This window comes from Streptomyces sp. NPDC107654, from assembly GCF_055639035.1.
The window spans coordinates 1-18203 of sequence record NZ_JBVKBI010000034.1 but is presented as its reverse complement, the minus strand read 5'-3'; the positions used below and the strand labels follow the sequence as shown (position 1 = coordinate 18203).

Genomic DNA, 18203 nt, shown 5'->3' with positions numbered 1-18203 from the left:
GAGGAGCCCATGCCGTCCCCTGCCCGCCCGCTGCGCAAGCTGGGCTTCCTCACCATCGGCCTCTTCGACCCGGCGGACCCCGGCCGGGGCCACGAGTCCACACTGGAGATCATCGAGCTGGGCGAGCGGCTCGGCTTCGACAGCGCCTGGGTCCGCCAGCGCCACCTCCAGTTCGGCATCTCGTCCCCGGTCGCGGTGCTGGCGGCGGCCTCCCAGCGCACCCACCGCATCGGTCTGGGCACGGCGGTGATCCCGCTGGGCTGGGAGAACCCGCTGCGGCTCGCCGAGGACCTGGCGACCGTGGACATCCTGTCCGGCGGCCGTCTGAACCCGGGCGTCAGCGTGGGCCCGCCGACCCACTACGAGCAGGTCGGCAAGGCCCTCTACCCCGACACGGCGGACGCCGAGGAGTTTGGGTACGAGCGGGTGGGGCGGCTGCTGGACTTCGTGCGCGGCGAGCCCGCCACCGGCTTCAGCGGGGTGGAGGGCTTCGAGGCCTACTCGAACGTGGTGCAGCCGCGGTCCCCCGGGCTCGGCCGGCGGATGTGGTACGGCGGCGGCAGCCTCGGCTCGGCGCGCTGGGCCGGTGAGCACGGCATGAACTTCCTGACCAGCAGCGTCGTCAAGGCCGGTGACGGCGACGGGCCGCTGGACTTCGCCGGGATCCAGCTGTCCCACATCCGGGAGTTCCGGGCCCACCACCCCGACGGCGAGGCGGCCCGCGTCTCCCAGGGCCTGGTGGTGATCCCCACCGACTCCGCGACCCCCCACACAGCGCGCCAGGTACGAGGAGTACGCGGCGAAGCGGCTCCCCAGGACCGCCTCCCCGCAGGGCCCGGCGCGGCTGCTGTTCGCGCCGGACCTGGTCGGCACCTCGGTGGAGATAGCCGAACGGCTGCACGAGCACGCCGCGTTCCGTGAGGTGGACGAGGTGGCCTTCGCGCTGCCGTTCACCTTCGAACACGAGGACTACGTACAGATCCTGACGGACATGGCGACCGTGCTGGGCCCGGCGCTGGGCCGGCGGCCCGCCTCCTGACCGCCGGCGGGACACTCCCGGAGTGCGCGTACCGGCGCCGTCCACGAACACCTCGACGGACGTCCGGTCCACGAGGGCGCGCAGCCGGACCCGGCTCGCCGACGCGGCGGGCGGCTCTCCTGCCGGGTGCCGCCGACATCGGGGTTGACGGTGCCGCGCCGGTTGAGGAAGGGGTGGTCGGGGGGTGTGGGGCCGGGGTGGTGTGCGCGTGGGCCCAGTCGTTGACCCGGCCGCCGTACGGCGGCGGCGCAGACCGCGGGCGACGGGGGCGGGCCGGTAGCCGAGCCGGGCGGCGGCCTGCCGGATGCGTTCCCGGGGGGCGGGCGAGAGGTTGCCCTCGGCACGGCCGTCGAAGACCACGGAAGCGGCGGTGTGCGAGACGCCGGCGAGCCGGGCGACGCCCGCGAGGTGGGCCGCCCACCGCCCCCTCCGTTGCCGTCCGCCGTCCTTTTCTGCCGGCCCGTGCACGTTGATCGCCGCCCCCTGTCCGGGCCGGCCGGACGGGACCGGAGTGGTGGGCCACTGCTCCGTAGGACGGGTACGGGGGCTGAACGCCGCCGCGCGGGTACCCGGAGCGCCTGAGACGGCGTACGGAGGAAGGGAGCCGGAGGTGGCGGCGGAGGACCGGCTGCGGACGTACCGCGGCAAGCGCGACTTCGAACAGACCCGTGAGCCGTCGGGGCGTGCGGCCCGGGCCGGGGAGGACGGCGCGCCCCGGTTCGTGGTCCAGATCCACGACGCGCGAAGGATGCACTTCGACTTCCGGCTCCAGGTGGGCGACGTCCTCAAGTCCTGGTCCGTGCCGAAGGGCCCGTCCGGCGACCCCGGGGACAAGCGGCTGGCGGTGCCGACCGAGGACCATCCGCTGGAGTACGAGGACTTCGAGGGTGTCATCCCCAAGGGCGAGTACGGCGGCGGCACGGTGATCGTCTGGGACCGCGGGACGTACGAGCCGCTCAGCCACGACCGCCGGGGGCGCCCGGTGGACTTCGCGGAGTCCCTGGAGCGCGGGCACGCCACCTTCCGGCTGCATGGCAGCAAGCTGCACGGCGAGTACGCCCTCACCCGCTTCCGGAGCGGCGCGGACGGGGAGGACGCCTGGCTGCTGGTGCGCAAGGGTCCCGCCCGGGCGGAGGGGCACGGCACCCCGGACCCCCGCCGGGCCCGTTCGGTGCGGACCGGACGCACCCTGGCGCAGGTCGCCGCCGACGCCGGCCGGAGGTGACGCTCCCGGCGCGGGGCCGGAACCGGCGTACTGCGGGACCAGGACGCCGATCAGCCGCACCCCTCGCTCCACACGGTCGCCCTGCCGTGCGCGTCGACGGCCGCTGGGGCCGCGCGACATCCGTCACCTGTTCAGGGGTGTCGTGATCGTCCCGGTGCATCGAGCGGCGGGACGCTCCGTTCTCAGCCCCGGTGGGCGCGCAGGGCGGCGAGGGCCCGGTCGGCGTGGGTGTTCATGCGCAGTTCGCTGCGGACGATCTCCAGGACGGTGCGGTCCTGGGCGATCACGAAGGTGGCGCGCTTGGTCGGGGCGAGGGAGAAGCCGCGCCTGACGCCGAACCGCTCGCGGACCGTGCCGTCGGGGTCGGAGAGCAGCGGCATGCCGAGGCGGTGCCGGTCGGCGAACTCCTGCTGTTTGCCGACGGTGTCCCCGCTGATCCCGACGGGCCGGGCGCCGACGGCGGCGAACTCCCCGGCGAGGTCGCGGAAATGGCAGGCCTCGGCGGTACAGCCGGGGGTGAGGGCGGCGGGGTAGAAGAAGAGGACGACCGGGCCGTCGGCCAGCAGCTCGCCTAGCCGGCGGGTGGTGCCGGTCTCGTCGGGCAGGGCGAAGTCCTCGACGGTGTCGCCCACGGCGAGGGGCTCGGTCACGACCGCTCCTCCCCGTTCCGGGCCACTCCGCGCGCCCACAGCACCAGGGGCAGCTGGAGGGGCAGCCGGGCGAGGGCCGCGGCCCGCAGCGGCGCCGGCCGGGTGCGCCAGTCCACGGCCATCTGCACGTTCGCCGGGAACACGCCGACGAAGAAGGCGGCCGCCGCCTTCGCGGCCGCGGTCCGGGTCCGGGGCGCCGCGATCCCGGCCGCGAGGGCCAGCTCGACGGCCCCGCTGCCGTACGTCCAGGCCCTGGGCGAGCCCGGCAGTGCTCGGGGGATGGTCGCGTCGAACTGTCGCGGGGCGGCGAAGTGCGCGACCCCCGCGGCTGCCAGCAGGCCGGCGAGCAGCAGGGGTGAGCGTTCGGACCGGGGCACGGTTCCTCCTCTGGTGGCCTGCCGCCGGATATTACTGGACAGTAGGCGCGGGGTGGCCGTGCGCGCCGGACCAGCACGGGATCCGCCCAGTGTGCGCCGGTGAAGTGCCGCCACGGGATCCGTTGTGCACGCTCTCGCGGAACACCACCACGGGATCCGCCGGACACGCACCGGTGGACCACCCGGCTGCCCTGCCCACCGATCGGTGAGCGGTTCGAGGACGCCTCGAACGCGGGGCGCGGTCGGGGGCTCCCGGCCTTGCCCCTGCCTGGCGCCGAGGGCAACCTGGGGCTATGGGTGCTCCGGACGGACCCACCCTCATCACCTCCGTGCAGCGGGCGTTCCGGTTGCTGGAGGCGGTGAGCGAGCACGAGAACGGCGCGCCGGCGAAACAGCTGGCGCGGGAGACCAGGCTGCCCCTGGCCACCGCGTACCACCTGCTGCGCACCCTGGTCCACGACGGCTACGTGCGGAAACTGGACGACGGCGGCTTCGTCCTGGGCGACCGGTTGAAGTCGCTGCACACCGCGGGCGGCATCCAGACGCTGCTCAGCCGGGTGCGTCCGACGCTGAACGCCCTGCGCGACGAGCTGTCCGGTGCCGCGTACCTCACGTTCTACGAGGACGGCGAGATCAGGGTCGCCGAGATCGTCGACAGCCCGCGCACCCCGCGAGTGGACCTCTGGGTGGGGTTCGAGGACGCCGGGCACGCCACCGCGCTGGGCAAGACCGTGCTGCGGGAGCTGGCGGAGGACGCCCGCCGGGAGTACCTCTCCCGGCACCACCTCGCCGATCTCACGCCCCGGACGATCACCAGCGTCCCCGAGCTGCTCCGCAGGATCGAGTCGCCCCCGCTGGCCCCGGCCGTCACGGATCTGGAGGAGTACGCGCTCGGCACCGTCTGCGTCGCGGTGCCCGTCTACCGGGGGAACACCGTCGGCTCCCTGGGCGTCTCCCTGCCGGTGGAGCGCCGCGACCGCCTCCAGGAGATCCGGGCCCGTCTGCTGCCGGTCGCGAGCCGTGTCACCCGGAGTCTCTCGCTCACTATCTGAAATCCCGCTCCTTGTGGGGCTCCGCTCCCGGCCCGTTTCCTTAATGAAACGGACATTCCGGGTGTGCGCCCCCTACACGCGAGGACTGCGGACGAGATCATGAGCGAGGCCCGACACACTGGTGGCGACCCCGTGCCCACACGACCGCGCAGGACCCGTCCGACCGGGGTCCGCGGCCCGGTCCGCCGGCGGCTGGGCGGGCAGCTGGCCGCGGGCACACACGTCCTGCCGGTGCTGGTCGTCGCCGTGGTGGTCCTGGTCGACCTGGCCGGGGGCGCGGGGATGGTCTGGCTGCCGCTGCTGGCGGCCGGCCCCGCGCTGGCGGCCACCACCAACGGTCCGCTCGGTGTGCTCGGCGCCGGTCTCCTCGCCGCGGCGACGGACGCGGCGCTGGGTGTCGCGCACGGGGTCCCCGTCCACGATCTGGCGGCCGTCCTGTCCGCCCTGCTGGCGGTCACCGCCGCGAGCGGCCTGGCCAGCGCGCTGCGCGGCCGCCGGGAACGGGTCCTCGCGGCCGTCCGCTCGGTCGCCGAGGCCGCCCAGCAGGCCCTGCTCCAGCCCGTCCCGGAGACCGTCGGCCCGTTCCAGGTGGCCGTCCGCTACAGCGCCGCGGCGGCCGAGGCCCGCATCGGCGGGGACCTGTACGCCCTGGTCCCCACCCCGTACGGCGTCCGGCTGATCGTCGGTGACGTGCGGGGCAAGGGGCTGCCCGCGGTCGGGACCGCCGCGCTCGTGCTCGGGGTGTTCCGCGAGGCCGCCCACGACGAGCCCGACCTGCTGTCCGTCGTCGGCCGGATCGAACGCAGCCTGGCCCGCAACCTGGGCCCGGACGACTTCGTGACCGCCGTGGTCGTCGGCTGCCCCCGGTCGGGGCACCTGGAGCTGGTCAACTGCGGACACGCGCCGCCGCTGCTGATATCGGCGTCCGGGGAGGTCGGGGCGGTGGAGACCGCCCGTCCCGCGCCGCCGCTCGGCCTGCGCGCCCTGTCGGGCCAGGCCCCGCGCCTGCAGCGCCTGCCCTTCGGGGTGGGCGACCAGCTGCTGCTGTACACCGACGGGGTCACCGAGGCCCGCAACACCGCGCGGGAGTTCTATCCGCTGGCCGACGGGGTGGCCCGGCACGTGTGCGAGGAACCGGCCCGCACACTCACCGCGCTCCATGACGAGCTGCTGGCGCACGTGGGCGGCCGGCTGCACGACGACGCCGCGCTGCTCCTGCTCCGGCGGAAGACCGCGCAGGAGGCCGTCCTGGCGCCGCCGGGCGCCGGGAGCGCGCTTCAGACAGCGGCCAGCTCCGCCCAGCGGGTGACCCCGCCGGAATGGAGCCGTATGCCGTGACGGGCCGCCAGGGCGTGGACGATCGACTCGCCCCGGCCGTGCTCGTCCGGATCGATGCCGCCGAGCGGCTGGCCTGCCGGACGCACGGCTCCCGCGTCGGTCACCTCCACCCGAAGGGTCCCGTCGCCCTCACCGCCGGTCCACGACAGCCGCAGCTCGGCCGGCGGCCGGGCGTGGATGATCGCGTTGGTGGCCAGTTCCGACACCACGAGCAGCGCGTCCTCGACGATCGCCGGGCACACCCTCCAGTCCGCGAGGACGGCCGCCACCCGTCGCCGTACGGCCGAGACCGCGCCGGCGGCGGGCGGCACCGGACACACGTGGTCGCGTGCCGCCCGGAGCAGCGTGTTGAGCTGTGCCGCCATGTTCTCTCCCGATGGTCTGTGCTGCCCGGCGGGCGCTCACCGCGCCTTTTCCGGGCTCTCATGCACGCTATGGACGCAAATCGGTCTGGTCAATGAACAGCGGTCGGCATTACCGAACGTCCGGGTGCGCAGGCGTCGTCCCGCCCGCGGGGCGAAGCGTCCGCTGCGGTAATAGGCTCGGCTCATGGCCGGTCCGGTCCAGTCGATCGAGCGGGCGGCGGCGATTCTCCGCCTGCTCGCCGGTGGGCCCCGCCGACTCGGGCTCGGCGAGGTCGCGGCGTCGCTCGGCCTGGCGAAGGGCACCGCCCACGGCATCCTGCGCACCTTGCAGCACGTGGACTTCGTGGAACAGGACGCGGCGACCGGCAAGTACCAGCTCGGCGCCGCCCTGCTGCACCTGGGCACCAGCTACCTCGACGTCAACGAGCTGCGCTCGCGCTCCCTCAACTGGGCCGACGCCCTGGCCGCCCGCAGCGGGGAGGCGGTGCGCCTGGGCACCCCGCTGGAGGGCAGGGTGCTCATCGTCCACCACGTGTTCCGGCCGGACGACACCTTCCAGACGCTGGACGTGGGCTCCCTGCTGCCGCTGCACGCCTCCTCGCTCGGCAAGGTCCTGCTGGCCTTCGGCACCGCGACGGTCGAGCCGGACCCGGTGACGGGGCTCGAGGCGTACACCCGGCACACCCTGGTCGACCCCGAGCGGCTCGCCCGGGCGCTCACCGAGGTCAGGGAGGCCGGCTGGGCCGCGGAGATCCAGGAGATGAGCATGGGCGAGGCCGGGCTGGCCGCGCCGATCCGGGGGCACGGCGGCCTCGTCGTCGGCGCCGTCGGGCTGTCCGGGCCGGTCGAGCGGATCTGCGACGGCCAGGGCCGCCCCCGCCCCCAACTGATCAGTCTGATCCGGGAAGCCGCGCGGGCGATCTCCCGAGACCTGGGAGCCGCCCGCTGGTAGTCAGGACAGCCGCCCCTCGACCCGTCGGAAGGCAGACCCGATCATGGTGGAACGGTATGTGATGTCCATCGATCAGGGCACCAACTCGACCCGCTGCATCCTGTTCGACCACCGGGGGCGGCTGGTCTCGGTCGCGCAGAAGGAGCACCAGCAGCACTTCCCCAAGCCGGGCTGGGTCGAGCACGACGCCGTCGAGATCTGGCAGAACCTGCGGCGCGTCGTGCCCGATGCGCTGTCGGACGCCGGTGCCGGCGAGGGGCAGGTCGCCGCGATCGGGCTGGCCAACCAGCGGGAGACGACGGTGCTGTGGGACCGGCGGACCGGGGCCCCGCTGGGCCGGGCGATCGTCTGGCAGGACACCCGCACGGCACCGCTCGTGGAGGAGCTGCGCGAGCGTCCCGGGGAGGCGTTCTTCCTGGACCGGTGCGCCCTGCCGCCCTCGACCTACTTCTCGGCGCTGCGGATCCGGTGGCTGTTCGACCACGTCAAGGGCGTCGAGCAGCGCGCGAAGGACGGCGAGGTGCTGTTCGGGACGATGGAGAGCTGGCTGATCTGGAACCTCACCGGCGGCGCCGACGGCGGCCTGCACGTCACCGACGCGACCAACGCCAGCCGTACGATGCTGATGAACATCCGCACGCTCACCTGGGACGACGAGCTGCTGGACTTCTTCGGTGTGCCGCGCTCGATGCTGCCGGAGATCAGATCGTCCGCCGAGACCTACGGCGAGGCCCGCGCGCTGCTGCCGGGTGTCTCCATCACGGCCGCGCTCGGCGACCAGCAGGCCGCGCTGTTCGGGCAGACCTGCTTCTCCCCCGGCGAGGCCAAGTGCACGTACGGCACGGGCAGCTTCCTGCTGCTCAACACCGGCGGCGACCTCGTACGGTCCCGGCACGGCCTCCTCACGACGGTCGCGTACCAGATCGGGGACCAGCCACCGGTCTACGCCCTGGAGGGGTCGATCGCCGTCACCGGGGCCCTCGTCCAGTGGTTCCGCGACCGCCTGGGCCTGATCGGCAGCGCCCCGGAGATCGAGACCCTGGCGCGCACGGTGGAGGACAACGGCGGCTGTTACATCGTGCCCGCCTTCTCCGGCCTGTTCGCCCCGCGCTGGCGCAGTGACGCGCGCGGGGTGATCGTCGGCCTCACCTCGTACATCACCAAGGGGCACCTGGCGCGAGCCGTCCTGGAGGCCACCGGCTGGCAGACCCGGGAGGTCGTCGACGCCATGAACGCCGACTCGTCCGTCCCCCTCCAGCAGCTGAAGGTGGACGGCGGCATGACCGCGGACAACCTCCTGATGCAGTTCGTGGCCGACGTCCTCGACGTGCCCGTGGTGCGCCCGATGGTCGCCGAGACGGTGTCGCTCGGCGCGGCCTACGCGGCCGGTCTCGCCGCCGGCTACTGGCCCGGCCTGGAGGTCCTCCGCCGCAACTGGCACCGAGCCGCCCAGTGGCTCCCCGCGATGGACCCCGAGCGCCGAAGGACGGAGTACGAGAACTGGCAACGAGCCGTCGAACGCTCCCTGGGCTGGATCAGACCCCCGCGGACCCCCTGAGGACGGTCTCCGGCCGGGCGACGCCGACGGCCACCGGCCGACCGGGACACACCTGACCAGCACGCGCCTGACCAGCCGTTCACGAGCGGGCACGGACGCCCCGGTCCGCCCCCCACCACCCGCCCGGCGACGCCGGCCGGTGGGTTCTCCGCTCCGCCGGGCCCGGGGCCGCGTCGGACCAGGAGCTGCGGGGGCGCGGTGCCCTCGGCCAGGCGACGGCCGCGGCGAAACACGCTGATGCGGTCCATCGGCACCTCGGTGGCGAGCGCGGTCGCGGGCGTGATCCTCTCGCAGCCGACGACCGGCCTCGGCGGTCACGCGCCGCCGTCCGATGACGGCCTCAAGACGGTCCTGGCCCTCGGCACGGGCGCGGCGGCCCTCGCCTTCGTCCTCGCCTCCCTCCCCCTCCGCGACCGTCCGGACCGCCCGGCCCCGCGCCGTCGGCCCCCGAGCCGTCGGCCGAACGGGTCGGCTGAGCCGAGTCCCGGCGCGCCCTCGCCGCGCTCGGGCCACGCCCCCGCCGTCCCCGCGCCGGGCCACGGCGGGGTTGCCGTGCCCGGGCCTCCCGGCGCGGCGGGCCCGTTCAGGGGAACCCGCGCCGAAAGGCGCGTGAGGGCGCCGGGACCGGTCGAGACCTTCTGCCGTGACCGTCGTGACCCTGCCGCTCATCCCGCCGATGCTCGCGACCCCCGGCGCCCTGCCGCCGGCCGCCCAGGACACGCGGTGGGCCTACGAGACCAAGCAGGACGGTCAGCGGGCGATGGTGTACCTGCCCGGCGACGGCAGCGTGCTGCTGCGCGCCCGCTCGGGCGAGGACATCACCGCGGCCTATCCCGAACTCCGGCCGCTCGGCGGGGCCCTGGGCGCCACCCCCGCCGTACTGGACGGCGAGGTACTGGCCCTGGACGAGCGGGGGCGCGCCGACTTCCAGCTGCTGCAGAGCCGGATGGGCCTCGCTCACGCCCCCGCACGGGCGGCGCGCCGGGCGGCCCGTGTGCCGGTGCACCTCGTCCTGTTCGACGTGCCGTACCTGAGCGAACCGCTGCTGCGGCTGCCGTACGTCCGCCGGCGGGCGCGGCTGGAGGAACTGGGGCTCGCCGGCCCGTACTGGTCGACGCCGGCCGCCGTGACCGGGCACGGCGCCGAGGCGCTGCGCGCCACCCGGGAGCACGGCCTGGAGGGCCTGGTGTGCAAGCGGCTGGACTCGGTGTACGAGCCCGGGGTGCGCTCCCGCGCCTGGATCAAGATCCGCAACATGCGGGCCGAGGACGTGGTCGTCGGCGGCTGGCTGCCCGGCAAGGGGCGGCTGACCGGACTGCCCGGCGCGGTCCTGGCCGGCCAGCGTGACCCCCAGGGCCGGCTGCGGTACGTCGGCGGGGTGGGCACCGGCTGGAGCGAGGCCGAGCGCACCCGGCTGGCGGAGCTGCTGCGGGACGCGGCGAGCGACCGGTGCCCCTTCGACCCCGTGCCGCGCGTCCCCGGCGCCCGCTGGGTGCTGCCCCGGCTGGTGGGCGAGGTCAGCTACAGCACCCGTACCCGCAACGGCATGCTGCGCCAGCCGTCCTGGCTGCGGCTGCGCCCCGATCTCGGCCCGGAGGAGTCGGCGGCGGACCTGCCCGAGGGCTACGGGTGAGGCCCGGGGGTCTATCGTGTGCGCATGCCGGTTCCCGAACTGATCCGAATCGTCTCCCGCGACTCGCCCATGGCCCTGGCCCAGGTCGAGCGGGTCCGCGCCGAGTTGGCGGTGCTGCACCCGGGCGTACGCACCGAGGTCGTCCCCGTGAAGACCACCGGCGACAAGTGGCTCGGCGATCTCTCCCAGGTCGAGGGCAAGGGGGCGTTCACCAAGGAGGTGGACGCGGCCCTGCTGGCCGGGGAGGCGGATCTCGCGGTGCACTGCGTCAAGGACGTGCCCGCCGACCGGCCGCTGCCGGCCGGGACCGTGTTCGCCGCGTTCCTGAAGCGGGACGACATCCGGGACGCGCTGGTGCACCCGGGCGGGCTCACCCTGGACGAGCTGCCTGCCGGCACCCGGATCGGTACCTCCTCGGTGCGGCGGATCGCCCAACTGGCCGCCACCCACCCGCACCTGGAGTGCGTGCCGTTCCGCGGAAACGCCAACCGCCGGCTGGAGAAGCTGGCCGCCGGCGAGGCGGACGCACTGCTGCTGGCGGTGTCCGGCCTGGAGCGCATCGGCCGTACCGACGTCATCAGCGAGGTGCTGTCGCCGGAGACGATGATGCCGCCGATCGGCGCGGGCATCCTCGCCCTGCAGTGCCGGGAGGACGACGCCGACCTGATCGACGCGGTCAGCGGGCTCGGCGACCCGGCCACCCATCGGGAGGCGGCGGCCGAGCGGATGTTCCTGCACGTCCTGCAGGGCCACTGCAACAGCCCCATCGCCGGGTACGCGCGCGTGGACCGCAGCGGCGAACTCTCCCTGCGGGCCTGTGTCTTCACCCCGGACGGCAAGACCCGGCTGAACGCCCACGAGTGGGCGGGGCGGCTCGACCCGGCCACGCTCGGCACCTCGGTCGCGGTGGCGCTGCTCCGGCAGGGCGCGCGCGAGATCATCGACGGCATCCCGCACTGAGCCCGCCGGGGCACGCTCAGGCGGAGCCGGGCTCCGCCTGGTCCCTCAGGAAGGCGCTGACCTGGTGGGCCAGACTGCCCTGCCCCGTGGCCGTCGGGGCGGTCGCCGGTGCCGGCTCCAGGACACCGATGCCGCCCGTCCACAGCCGGCGTCCGGTCCACTCGTCGTCCACCCGCAGCTGCACCTGTACGTCCACGTGGGCGAGGGCGGCCTCGGGTGCGGCGGCGTACAGGACGGCGGTGGCCCGGCGCAGCGGGTAGACGTCGAAGCCCTCGATGAACTGGGAGTTGCGCCAGTCGATGAAGGCGCCCTCGCCGTCCGGGCCGACCCGGACGTCGATCTGACCGTCCTCCAGATGGACGCCGTAGTGCCGCGCGCCGCGGTTCTCCACGGTCGCCCGGACACTGAAGTACGTCAGCCCGGCGGCGGCGTCGTCCCGGCCGCGCGGCGGCTCGGCCGGCTCCAGGCGGTGGACGCGGACCCGCAGACCGGCATGCTCCTCGTACTCGTGCCAGTCCCCGACCACGTTCGGCTCGTACACAGTGCCCCTCTCGACCTTCGAGAGCTGCTGTCTATCTGTGGGCCGATCGCACTGTCAAATGAGCGGAATGCGCCGTGGCCAGGGTGTTCACCCCGTCTGATCGGTGATCAAGCGCTGCCCAGGAAGAACTCGCCCCCCACGCTTCCCGGCCGTCCGCGCACGCGTGTGGCACATCACGTCCGCGACCGGGCCGGCGGCTCCCGCGGGCAGTCGGCCGCACCCCTCCCCCGGCCCCGCCCGAGAGGGGCTGTTTACCCCTTTTGTTTGAATATGCCCGTTAGCGGGAATGGGCAGAGCAGTGCTTCGGACAGGAGGCACGTCCGTGGGAGCCGGCTCCGCCGGACGCCCCGGTGTCCTATCCATGGTCCGAGCGCACCTCCCACGGTGTCTGTCCATCCAGCACCTGCTGAGAGAGGTGCGCGCAATGCGTGTCACTGGCAGCACGAAACCCCATCCCCATGACGACGCCCCCGACACCGCAGGCTCCTTCGAGCGGCTCGCGCAGCTCCCCGAGGGTCCCGGGCGGCAGGCGCTCAGGGACGAGCTGATCCAGTTGTGGCTGCCCATGGCCGAGCGGATCGCCGTGCGGTTCCGCGGCCGGGGCGAGGCCCTGGAGGACCTGTACCAGGTGGCCGCGCTCGGTCTGGTCAAGGCGGTCGACCACTACGACCCCGCCCGCGGCCGCGCCTTCGAGGCGTACGCGGTGCCCACCATCACCGGCGAGATCAAGCGCCACTTCCGGGACCACATGTGGACCCTGCACGTGCCGCGCCGGGTGCAGGACCTGCGCAACCGGGTCCGCGCCGCCGTGAAGGAGCTGGCGCAGACGACACCGGGCCGGGCTCCCACCGTCGCCGAGATCGCCGCGCACACCCGGCTCGGCGAGGACGAGGTGCGCGCCGGGATGGAGGCGCTGGAGTGCTTCTCCGCGCTGTCCCTGGACGCCGAGGTGGCCGGCACGGACGGCTACGCCCTCGGAGACTCCCTGGGCGGCCCCGACCCGGGCTACGACCTCGTCGTGGACCGCGCCGCGGTCAAGCCCTGCCTCGCGGCCCTGCCCGAACGCGAACGCACCATCCTCTACCTGCGCTTCTTCGGCGGTATGACCCAGAGCCGGATCGCCCAGCAGCTCGGCATCTCCCAGATGCACGTCTCCCGGCTGCTCAGCGGCTGCTTCGACCGGCTGCGCGAGGAACTGCTGGCGGAGGTCCGCTGAACGCCTTCGCCCGGTCCCCGGCTCACCTCTCCTCGGACCCGGGGACCTGCGTGGGGCCGTACCGGTCCAGGGCGTCCTCCAGCGCGGCGCGGATGTCGGCGGGGATGTCGCCGCGCCGCCCCCAGACGAGGATCAGCTCCGCGATGTGGCGCAACTTGATGTTGGTGTGCTGGGAGACGTCCCTCAGCACCTGCCACCCCTCGTCCGGGGTGATCCGGCCGAGGGCGACCACCATCCCGATCGCCTGGTCGATCACCGCGTGGGAGGCCATGGCCTCCTTCATCTGGTCGACCTCGGCCTGCAGCGCGGCGATCCGCTCCGGCTCACTCTCTCCCATCCCTCCATGGTGGCAGGGGCCTGGACCCCCGCCACCCGGGGTAGTCGGGAGGCAGCCCACCCCGCCCCGGCCGGACACTGGTGCAGACCGGTGGCCGCCCGGCCCCGAGACCAGGACCTGACTGCCATGAACCACGACACCCCCGCCGACGGCGTACCGCGCCGCAAAGAAGTCGTCTCGACCCGCTCCGTGTTCGGCGCGCCGTGCTGGGTGAGCCTGACCAGCCGCGATCTCGAGGCCACCCAGGACTTCTACGCGGCCGTGCTCGGCTGGCGCTGGCGCGGCGTGCAGCTCGGCGAGCACTTCCGGATCGCGCTGGCGAACGGGGTACCGGTGGCCGGGATCGCCGCGGTCGCCTCGATGTGGCAGATGGCGGTGGCCTGGACGCCGTACTTCGCGGTCCCGGACGCGGACGTGGCCGTGTCCCGGGTGCGGGAGCGCGGCGGCACGGCGGCGGTCGGGCCGCTGTCCTTCCCGCCGGGCCGGGCGGCACTGCTCGCCGACCGGGACGGGGCGACGTTCGGGATCTGGCAGGGCGAGCTGGTCACCAACTGGGAGGCGTGGCGGCAGGCGGCGCCGACCTTCGTCCGGCTGCACACCCGGGACGCCTTCGACGCCGCGCTGTTCTACGGCGAGGTCCTGGACTGGGCGAGCGGGCTGCCGGGCTGCTGCCAGGTCGAGTACGAGGGCGGCGAGGTGGTGCTGCGCAGCCGGGGTGACGTGGTGGCGCGCATCGACTCGGGAGCCGTGGAGGCGGCCCCGGACCCCTCGGTCCGGCCGCACTGGCAGATCCACTTCACGGTGGCCGACGTGGCCGACTGCGTCCGCGCGGCGGAGAAGCACGGCGGCAGCGTGCTGCGCGAGACCGAGACCGAGGCGATCCTGCGGGACGCCGACGGTGCGCAGTTCACGGTGACGTCACGCCGGAACCCCTGAGCCCGAGCCTTCCGGGGGTCGGGCCCGCCGGTCTCACCGGCGGGCCCGTCGAGGCTGCTGGCGGCGTTCCCCGCGCCCCTGCGGCGTCGTCCGCGGCGGACGTGACAGGAGGACCAGACTCCGGGCCTCCCCGCGGATCCGCGTGCCCGCCTTGTGTTCGCGTTCGTCGGGGATGCCGTCGGGATCGGCGGTGTCGATCAGGGCGGTCCAGCGTTCGCCGAAGGACGTGTCCGGCAGGCGGAAGTCGACCGGCTCCCAGTAGCCGTTGACGAGCAGCAGGAAGGAGTCGTCGACCATGCGGCGACCGTAGGGGTCGCGTTCGGCGATGGCGTCGCCGTTGAGGAACACGGCGACCGAGTGGGCGTCGCCGCGCTGCCAGTCCCGGGCGGTCATCTCGCGGGCGTCGGGCCGCAGCCACATCAGGTCGGGCAGCGGCTGTCCGGCGCGGGTCGGGGTCTCGCCGCGGAAGAAGCGTCGCCGGCGCAGCACGGGATGCGCGGCGCGCAGCGCGATGAGGTGCCGGGTGAAGTCGGCCAGGGAGCGCTGTTCGTCGGTGAGGTCCCAGTCCACCCAGGAGATCTCGTTGTCCTGGCAGTAGGCGTTGTTGTTGCCGCGCTGGGTGCGCCCGAGTTCATCGCCGTGGCACAGCATCGGGATGCCCTGCGAGAGCAGCAGCGTCGCCAGCATGTTGCGCTGCTGACGGGCCCGGAGTTCGAGGACGGCGGGGTCGTCGGTCTCGCCCTCCACCCCGCAGTTCCAGGACCGGTTGTGGCTCTCGCCGTCCCGGTTGTCCTCGCCGTTGGCCTCGTTGTGCTTGTCGTTGTAGGACACGAGGTCGCGCAGGGTGAAACCGTCGTGCGCGGTGACGAAGTTGACGCTCGCCCTCGGTCGGCGCCTGCTGTGCTGGTAGAGGTCGGAGGAGCCGGTGAGCCGGGAGGCGAACTCGCCGAGCGAATCGGGCTCGGCCCGCCAGAAGTCCCGTACCGCGTCCCGGTACCTGCCGTTCCACTCCGACCACAGCGGCGGGAAGTTGCCCACCTGGTAGCCGCCCTCGCCCACGTCCCAGGGCTCGGCGATGAGCTTGACACGGCTGATCACCGGGTCCTGCTGGATGAGGTCGAAGAACGCCGAGAGCCGGTCCACCTCGTGGAACTGCCGGGCGAGCGTGGCCGCCAGGTCGAAGCGGAAGCCGTCGACGTGCATCTCGGTCACCCAGTACCGCAGGGAGTCCATGATCAGCTGGAGCACGTAGGGGTGCCGCATCAGCAGGCTGTTGCCGGTGCCGGTGGTGTCGTAGTAGTGCGCCCAGTCGCCGTCGACCAGGCGGTAGTAGGAGGAGTTGTCGATGCCGCGGAAGGACAGCGTGGGGCCCCGCTCGTTGCCCTCGGCGGTGTGGTTGTAGACGACGTCGAGGATGACTTCGAGGCCGGCCGCGTGCAGCGCCTTCACCATGGCCTTGAACTCGTTGACCTGCTGGCCGCGGGTGCCGAAGGCGGCGTAGGCGTTGTGCGGGGCGAAGAAGCCGATGGTGTTGTAGCCCCAGTAGTTGGACAGGCCGCGGTCCTGGAGCACACCGTCCTGGACGAACTGGTGCACCGGCATGAGTTCCACCGCGGTCACGCCGAGCGAGGTGAGGTGCTCGATCACGGCGGGGTGCGCGAGGCCGGCGTAGGTGCCGCGCAGCCCTTCGGGGACGTCCGGGTGGCTCATGGTCAGACCGCGGACGTGGGCCTCGTAGATCACCGAGTCCGCGTAGGGCGTCCGGGGCGGGCGGTCGTCGCCCCAGTCGAAGAAGGGGTCGGTGACGACGCCCAGCATCGAGTGGCCGGCACTGTCCGCCGGGGCGGGCCCGTCCGGGGCCCGCTCGTACAGCGAGGCGTGGTTGTCGATCTGGCCGTCGACGGCGCGGGCGTACGGGTCGAGCAGCAGCTTGGCCGGGTTGCAGCGGTGGCCGAACGAGGGCTGCCAGGGGCCGTGCACCCGGTAGCCGTAGCGCTGTCCGGGGCCGACCCCGGGCAGGTAGGCGTGCCAGACGAAGCCGTCGACCTCCTGCAAGGGGACGGGGACCGCGGTGCCCGCGTCGTCCACCAGGATCAGCTCGACACGCTCGGCGACCTCGCTGAACAGGGCGAAGTTGGTGCCCTGACCGTCGAAGGCGGCGCCCAACGGGTAGGGGTGCCCGCTCCACACAGGCACCCCTTTGCGGGTCTTGCGGGCGCTCACCGGCGGCCCTCCAGGGCGTCGTCACCGGCGGGCGCCGGCGCGGCCAGGACGGCCACGGGTTCCTCGCGGGGCACCCGCAGACCCGTGCGCAGCGTGGGTGCGGGGGCGACGGGCACGAGCGGGACGCGCTGGCCGGCGCGGGCGCGCTGCGAGAACCAGATGATCTTGCTGCCGGTGTCCGAGGCGCAGCACCCCCAGCCGTCGCTCATGGCGGCGATGTCCGCCAGGCAGGACCGCAGGTCCTGGTCCGGGCGCAGATCCGGGTCGTCGTCACCGAAGGCGGTGATGAGGTGCTGGCCGTTCCACCACATCTCGATCGAGGTGTGCTTGTCCTTCGCGTGCGCGTCGATCGCCCGCAGCAGCAGTTCGGCGCCGCGGCAGACGGGGTCCACGAGGTTCTCGAGGTCCCAGTAGCGGAGGTGGGCGGCCAGGATGCGGCTGACCTGTCCCACCCGTTCCGGGCTGACTTCCACGTCGAGGTGGTAGTAGCAGGGCACTGCGGTCTTCATCGTCGCTTGCTCCTCACCGGCGAAGCTCTCGCTCCCCTCGCCCGTCCGGGAGGGATCCCGGACACCCAGCGTGAGCGGTGATCGCTTCTGAGTCACCTCCACGGTGAGGGCACTACGCCATTCGTGCAACACGAGCACCCGACACCCCATCTGGTTGAAGCTCCAACAAGACGCTGGGTCGTCGCACGTGCACCATGAGTGAAAGCCTCGATCGCCGTAACGGTGCCGTGCCCTCCCCTGCGCGGACACCACCCGACCGTCGGGAACGCGCCCAGTCGAGAGCGTGGAAGGTGAATGAGGGCCATGCTGCTACCCGCCAAGGCCGAAGTGGCCCGGCAGTTGCGGCGTTACCGGGCGTGGGAGCGCGTCATGCTCGCCTCGCCCTACGACCGCACGGTCCGGGCCACCTTCGAGGACTCGGGGTACACGCTGTGCGTGCTGATGGGCAAACGCTGCGCCCGCGAAGCCGCGGACGCGGCCGAGCGCTATCTGCGCACCAACCTGGTCACCTACCTGCGCGAGCAGGACGGACGGCCGCAGCCGCGCCGGGCGGCCAGAAGAGCGCCGCCACCGGAGCGGCGTTCCACGGCGCCAAGCCCCTGACCTGGCACCGTACAAGGCGTTCCTCTCGGACCGGCACTCGCCGGCCCGACTCTTGGATCGCGAAGCCGGGCCGGGTGCCCGGCTTCGCGCACGGCGGAGGTGAGATATGCGCAGGACCCCGGCCATCGGCCGTGTACCGGTACGCGACGTCCGGCCGGCCGTGGAGTGCGGCAGGCGCCCGGCGAAGGCGGTGACCGGGGAGACCTTCGAGGTCACCGCCACCGTGTTCCGCGAAGGGCACGACGCCGTGGGCGCCAACGTGGTCCTGCGCGATCCCAAGGGCCGCCGCGGCCCCTGGACACCGATGCGGGAACTGTCCCCCGGCAGCGACCGCTGGGGCGCCGAGATCACCCCGGACGCGACGGGCCGCTGGACGTTCCGGGTGGAGGCCTGGAGCCACCCGCTGGCGACCTGGCGGCACACCGCGTCCGTGAAGGTGCCGGCCGGGATCGACACGGGTCTGGTGCTGGAGGAGGGCGCGGAGCTGTACGAGCGCGCCGCCGCCGGGGTGCCGAAGGGCCCCGAGCGCGACCTGGTCCTGGCCGCCGCGCGCGCCCTGGGCGACGACTCCCTGTCCGTGCACGACCGGCTGAAGGCGGCGCTGGACCCGGAGGTGGAGGCGCTGCTGGCCCGCCATCCGTTGCGGGAGCTGGTGACCGCCTCGGATCCGATGCCGTTGCTGGTGGAGC

General features: G+C 73.6%; 18 protein-coding genes and 2 pseudogenes. 12 read left to right on the top strand and 8 right to left on the bottom strand.

What is annotated here, in order from left to right; genetic code table 11:
* Window positions 1-9: 9 nt before the first annotated feature.
* Window positions 10-1039, top strand: a pseudogene (locus ACZ7N4_RS35815) (LLM class flavin-dependent oxidoreductase).
* Window positions 1040-1270: 231 nt separating this feature from the next.
* Here the strand turns inward: ACZ7N4_RS35815 and ACZ7N4_RS35810 are convergent.
* Window positions 1271-1464, bottom strand: a pseudogene (locus tag ACZ7N4_RS35810) (LacI family DNA-binding transcriptional regulator); the annotation flags it as partial.
* A 185-nt stretch (window positions 1465-1649) separates the two neighbouring features.
* Here ACZ7N4_RS35810 and ACZ7N4_RS35805 point away from each other — a divergent pair.
* Window positions 1650-2264, top strand: a complete 615-nt coding sequence (locus ACZ7N4_RS35805; RefSeq protein WP_471367457.1) for a DNA polymerase ligase N-terminal domain-containing protein — start codon at window positions 1650-1652, stop codon at window positions 2262-2264.
* 182 nt (window positions 2265-2446) lie between these two features.
* Here ACZ7N4_RS35805 and ACZ7N4_RS35800 read toward each other — a convergent pair whose 3' ends face one another.
* The gene (locus ACZ7N4_RS35800) at window positions 2447-2914 is read right to left on the bottom strand and encodes a peroxiredoxin (RefSeq protein WP_471367453.1); all 468 of its coding nucleotides are present in this window, start codon (window positions 2912-2914) and stop codon (window positions 2447-2449) included.
* Window positions 2911-3291, bottom strand: coding sequence for a DoxX family protein (locus tag ACZ7N4_RS35795; protein WP_471367451.1), 381 nt, complete (start codon window positions 3289-3291; stop codon window positions 2911-2913). The genes ACZ7N4_RS35800 and ACZ7N4_RS35795 overlap by 4 nt, the downstream gene beginning before the upstream one ends.
* Window positions 3292-3584: 293 nt before the next feature.
* On the opposite strand from ACZ7N4_RS35795, the gene ACZ7N4_RS35790 reads away from it, so the two are divergent.
* Window positions 3585-4343 carry an IclR family transcriptional regulator gene (locus ACZ7N4_RS35790; RefSeq protein ID WP_471367449.1) on the top strand — a complete coding sequence of 253 codons (759 nt, stop codon included), beginning with the start codon at window positions 3585-3587 and terminating at the stop codon, window positions 4341-4343.
* A gap of 99 nt (window positions 4344-4442) precedes the next feature.
* Entirely contained in the window at window positions 4443-5681 is a 1239-nt protein-coding gene (locus ACZ7N4_RS35785; protein ID WP_471367447.1) for a PP2C family protein-serine/threonine phosphatase, read from the top strand.
* Here ACZ7N4_RS35785 and ACZ7N4_RS35780 read toward each other — a convergent pair.
* Window positions 5621-6046, bottom strand: a complete 426-nt coding sequence (locus ACZ7N4_RS35780; protein WP_471367445.1) for an ATP-binding protein — start codon at window positions 6044-6046, stop codon at window positions 5621-5623. The two genes, ACZ7N4_RS35785 and ACZ7N4_RS35780, sit on opposite strands and share 61 nt — an antisense overlap.
* Window positions 6047-6230: 184 nt before the next feature.
* Here ACZ7N4_RS35780 and ACZ7N4_RS35775 point away from each other — a divergent pair, with 184 nt between their 5' ends.
* From ACZ7N4_RS35775 to hemC, 4 genes are all read left to right on the top strand, one after another.
* Window positions 6231-6998, top strand: coding sequence for an IclR family transcriptional regulator (locus ACZ7N4_RS35775; RefSeq protein ID WP_471367443.1), 768 nt, complete (start codon window positions 6231-6233; stop codon window positions 6996-6998).
* Between the two features lie 43 nt (window positions 6999-7041).
* On the top strand, window positions 7042-8556 hold the full coding sequence (glpK, locus tag ACZ7N4_RS35770; protein ID WP_471367441.1) for a glycerol kinase GlpK: 1515 nt from the start codon (window positions 7042-7044) through the stop codon (window positions 8554-8556).
* 652 nt (window positions 8557-9208) lie between these two features.
* Window positions 9209-10189, top strand: coding sequence for an ATP-dependent DNA ligase (locus ACZ7N4_RS35765; protein WP_471367534.1), 981 nt, complete (start codon window positions 9209-9211; stop codon window positions 10187-10189).
* Between the two features lie 18 nt (window positions 10190-10207).
* Window positions 10208-11149, top strand: a complete 942-nt coding sequence (hemC, locus tag ACZ7N4_RS35760) for a hydroxymethylbilane synthase (protein WP_471367439.1) — start codon at window positions 10208-10210, stop codon at window positions 11147-11149.
* Between the two features lie 16 nt (window positions 11150-11165).
* Here the strand turns inward: hemC and ACZ7N4_RS35755 are convergent, their stop codons facing one another.
* Complete coding sequence (locus tag ACZ7N4_RS35755) at window positions 11166-11690, bottom strand: hypothetical protein (protein WP_471367436.1); 525 nt, start codon at window positions 11688-11690, stop codon at window positions 11166-11168.
* Between the two features lie 424 nt (window positions 11691-12114).
* Between ACZ7N4_RS35755 and ACZ7N4_RS35750 the strand changes: the two genes are divergently transcribed.
* Window positions 12115-12906 carry an RNA polymerase sigma factor SigF gene (locus tag ACZ7N4_RS35750; protein ID WP_471367435.1) on the top strand — a complete coding sequence of 264 codons (792 nt, stop codon included), beginning with the start codon at window positions 12115-12117 and terminating at the stop codon, window positions 12904-12906.
* Window positions 12907-12928: 22 nt separating this feature from the next.
* Here the strand turns inward: ACZ7N4_RS35750 and ACZ7N4_RS35745 are convergent, their stop codons facing one another.
* Window positions 12929-13243 (bottom strand): ANTAR domain-containing protein, encoded by a 315-nt coding sequence (locus ACZ7N4_RS35745; protein ID WP_471367433.1) that lies wholly within the window; start codon window positions 13241-13243, stop codon window positions 12929-12931.
* A 126-nt stretch (window positions 13244-13369) separates the two neighbouring features.
* Between ACZ7N4_RS35745 and ACZ7N4_RS35740 the strand changes: the two genes are divergently transcribed.
* Window positions 13370-14179 (top strand): VOC family protein, encoded by an 810-nt coding sequence (locus ACZ7N4_RS35740; RefSeq protein WP_471367431.1) that lies wholly within the window; start codon window positions 13370-13372, stop codon window positions 14177-14179.
* Between the two features lie 33 nt (window positions 14180-14212).
* Here the strand turns inward: ACZ7N4_RS35740 and glgX are convergent, their stop codons facing one another.
* Both glgX and ACZ7N4_RS35730 read right to left on the bottom strand, forming a co-directional pair.
* Entirely contained in the window at window positions 14213-16402 is a 2190-nt protein-coding gene (gene glgX / locus ACZ7N4_RS35735) for a glycogen debranching protein GlgX (RefSeq protein ID WP_471367429.1), read from the bottom strand.
* Window positions 16399-16911 carry a pep a2 gene (locus ACZ7N4_RS35730; protein WP_471367427.1) on the bottom strand — a complete coding sequence of 171 codons (513 nt, stop codon included), beginning with the start codon at window positions 16909-16911 and terminating at the stop codon, window positions 16399-16401. Before ACZ7N4_RS35730 ends, glgX begins: the two co-directional genes overlap by 4 nt.
* Before the next feature lie 303 nt (window positions 16912-17214).
* Here ACZ7N4_RS35730 and ACZ7N4_RS35725 point away from each other — a divergent pair, with 303 nt between their 5' ends.
* On the top strand, window positions 17215-17514 hold the full coding sequence (locus ACZ7N4_RS35725) for a DUF5133 domain-containing protein (protein ID WP_208030277.1): 300 nt from the start codon (window positions 17215-17217) through the stop codon (window positions 17512-17514).
* Window positions 17515-17620: 106 nt separating this feature from the next.
* The coding region (locus ACZ7N4_RS35720; RefSeq protein WP_471367424.1) for a maltotransferase domain-containing protein at window positions 17621-18203 on the top strand (583 nt) is incomplete at its 3' end.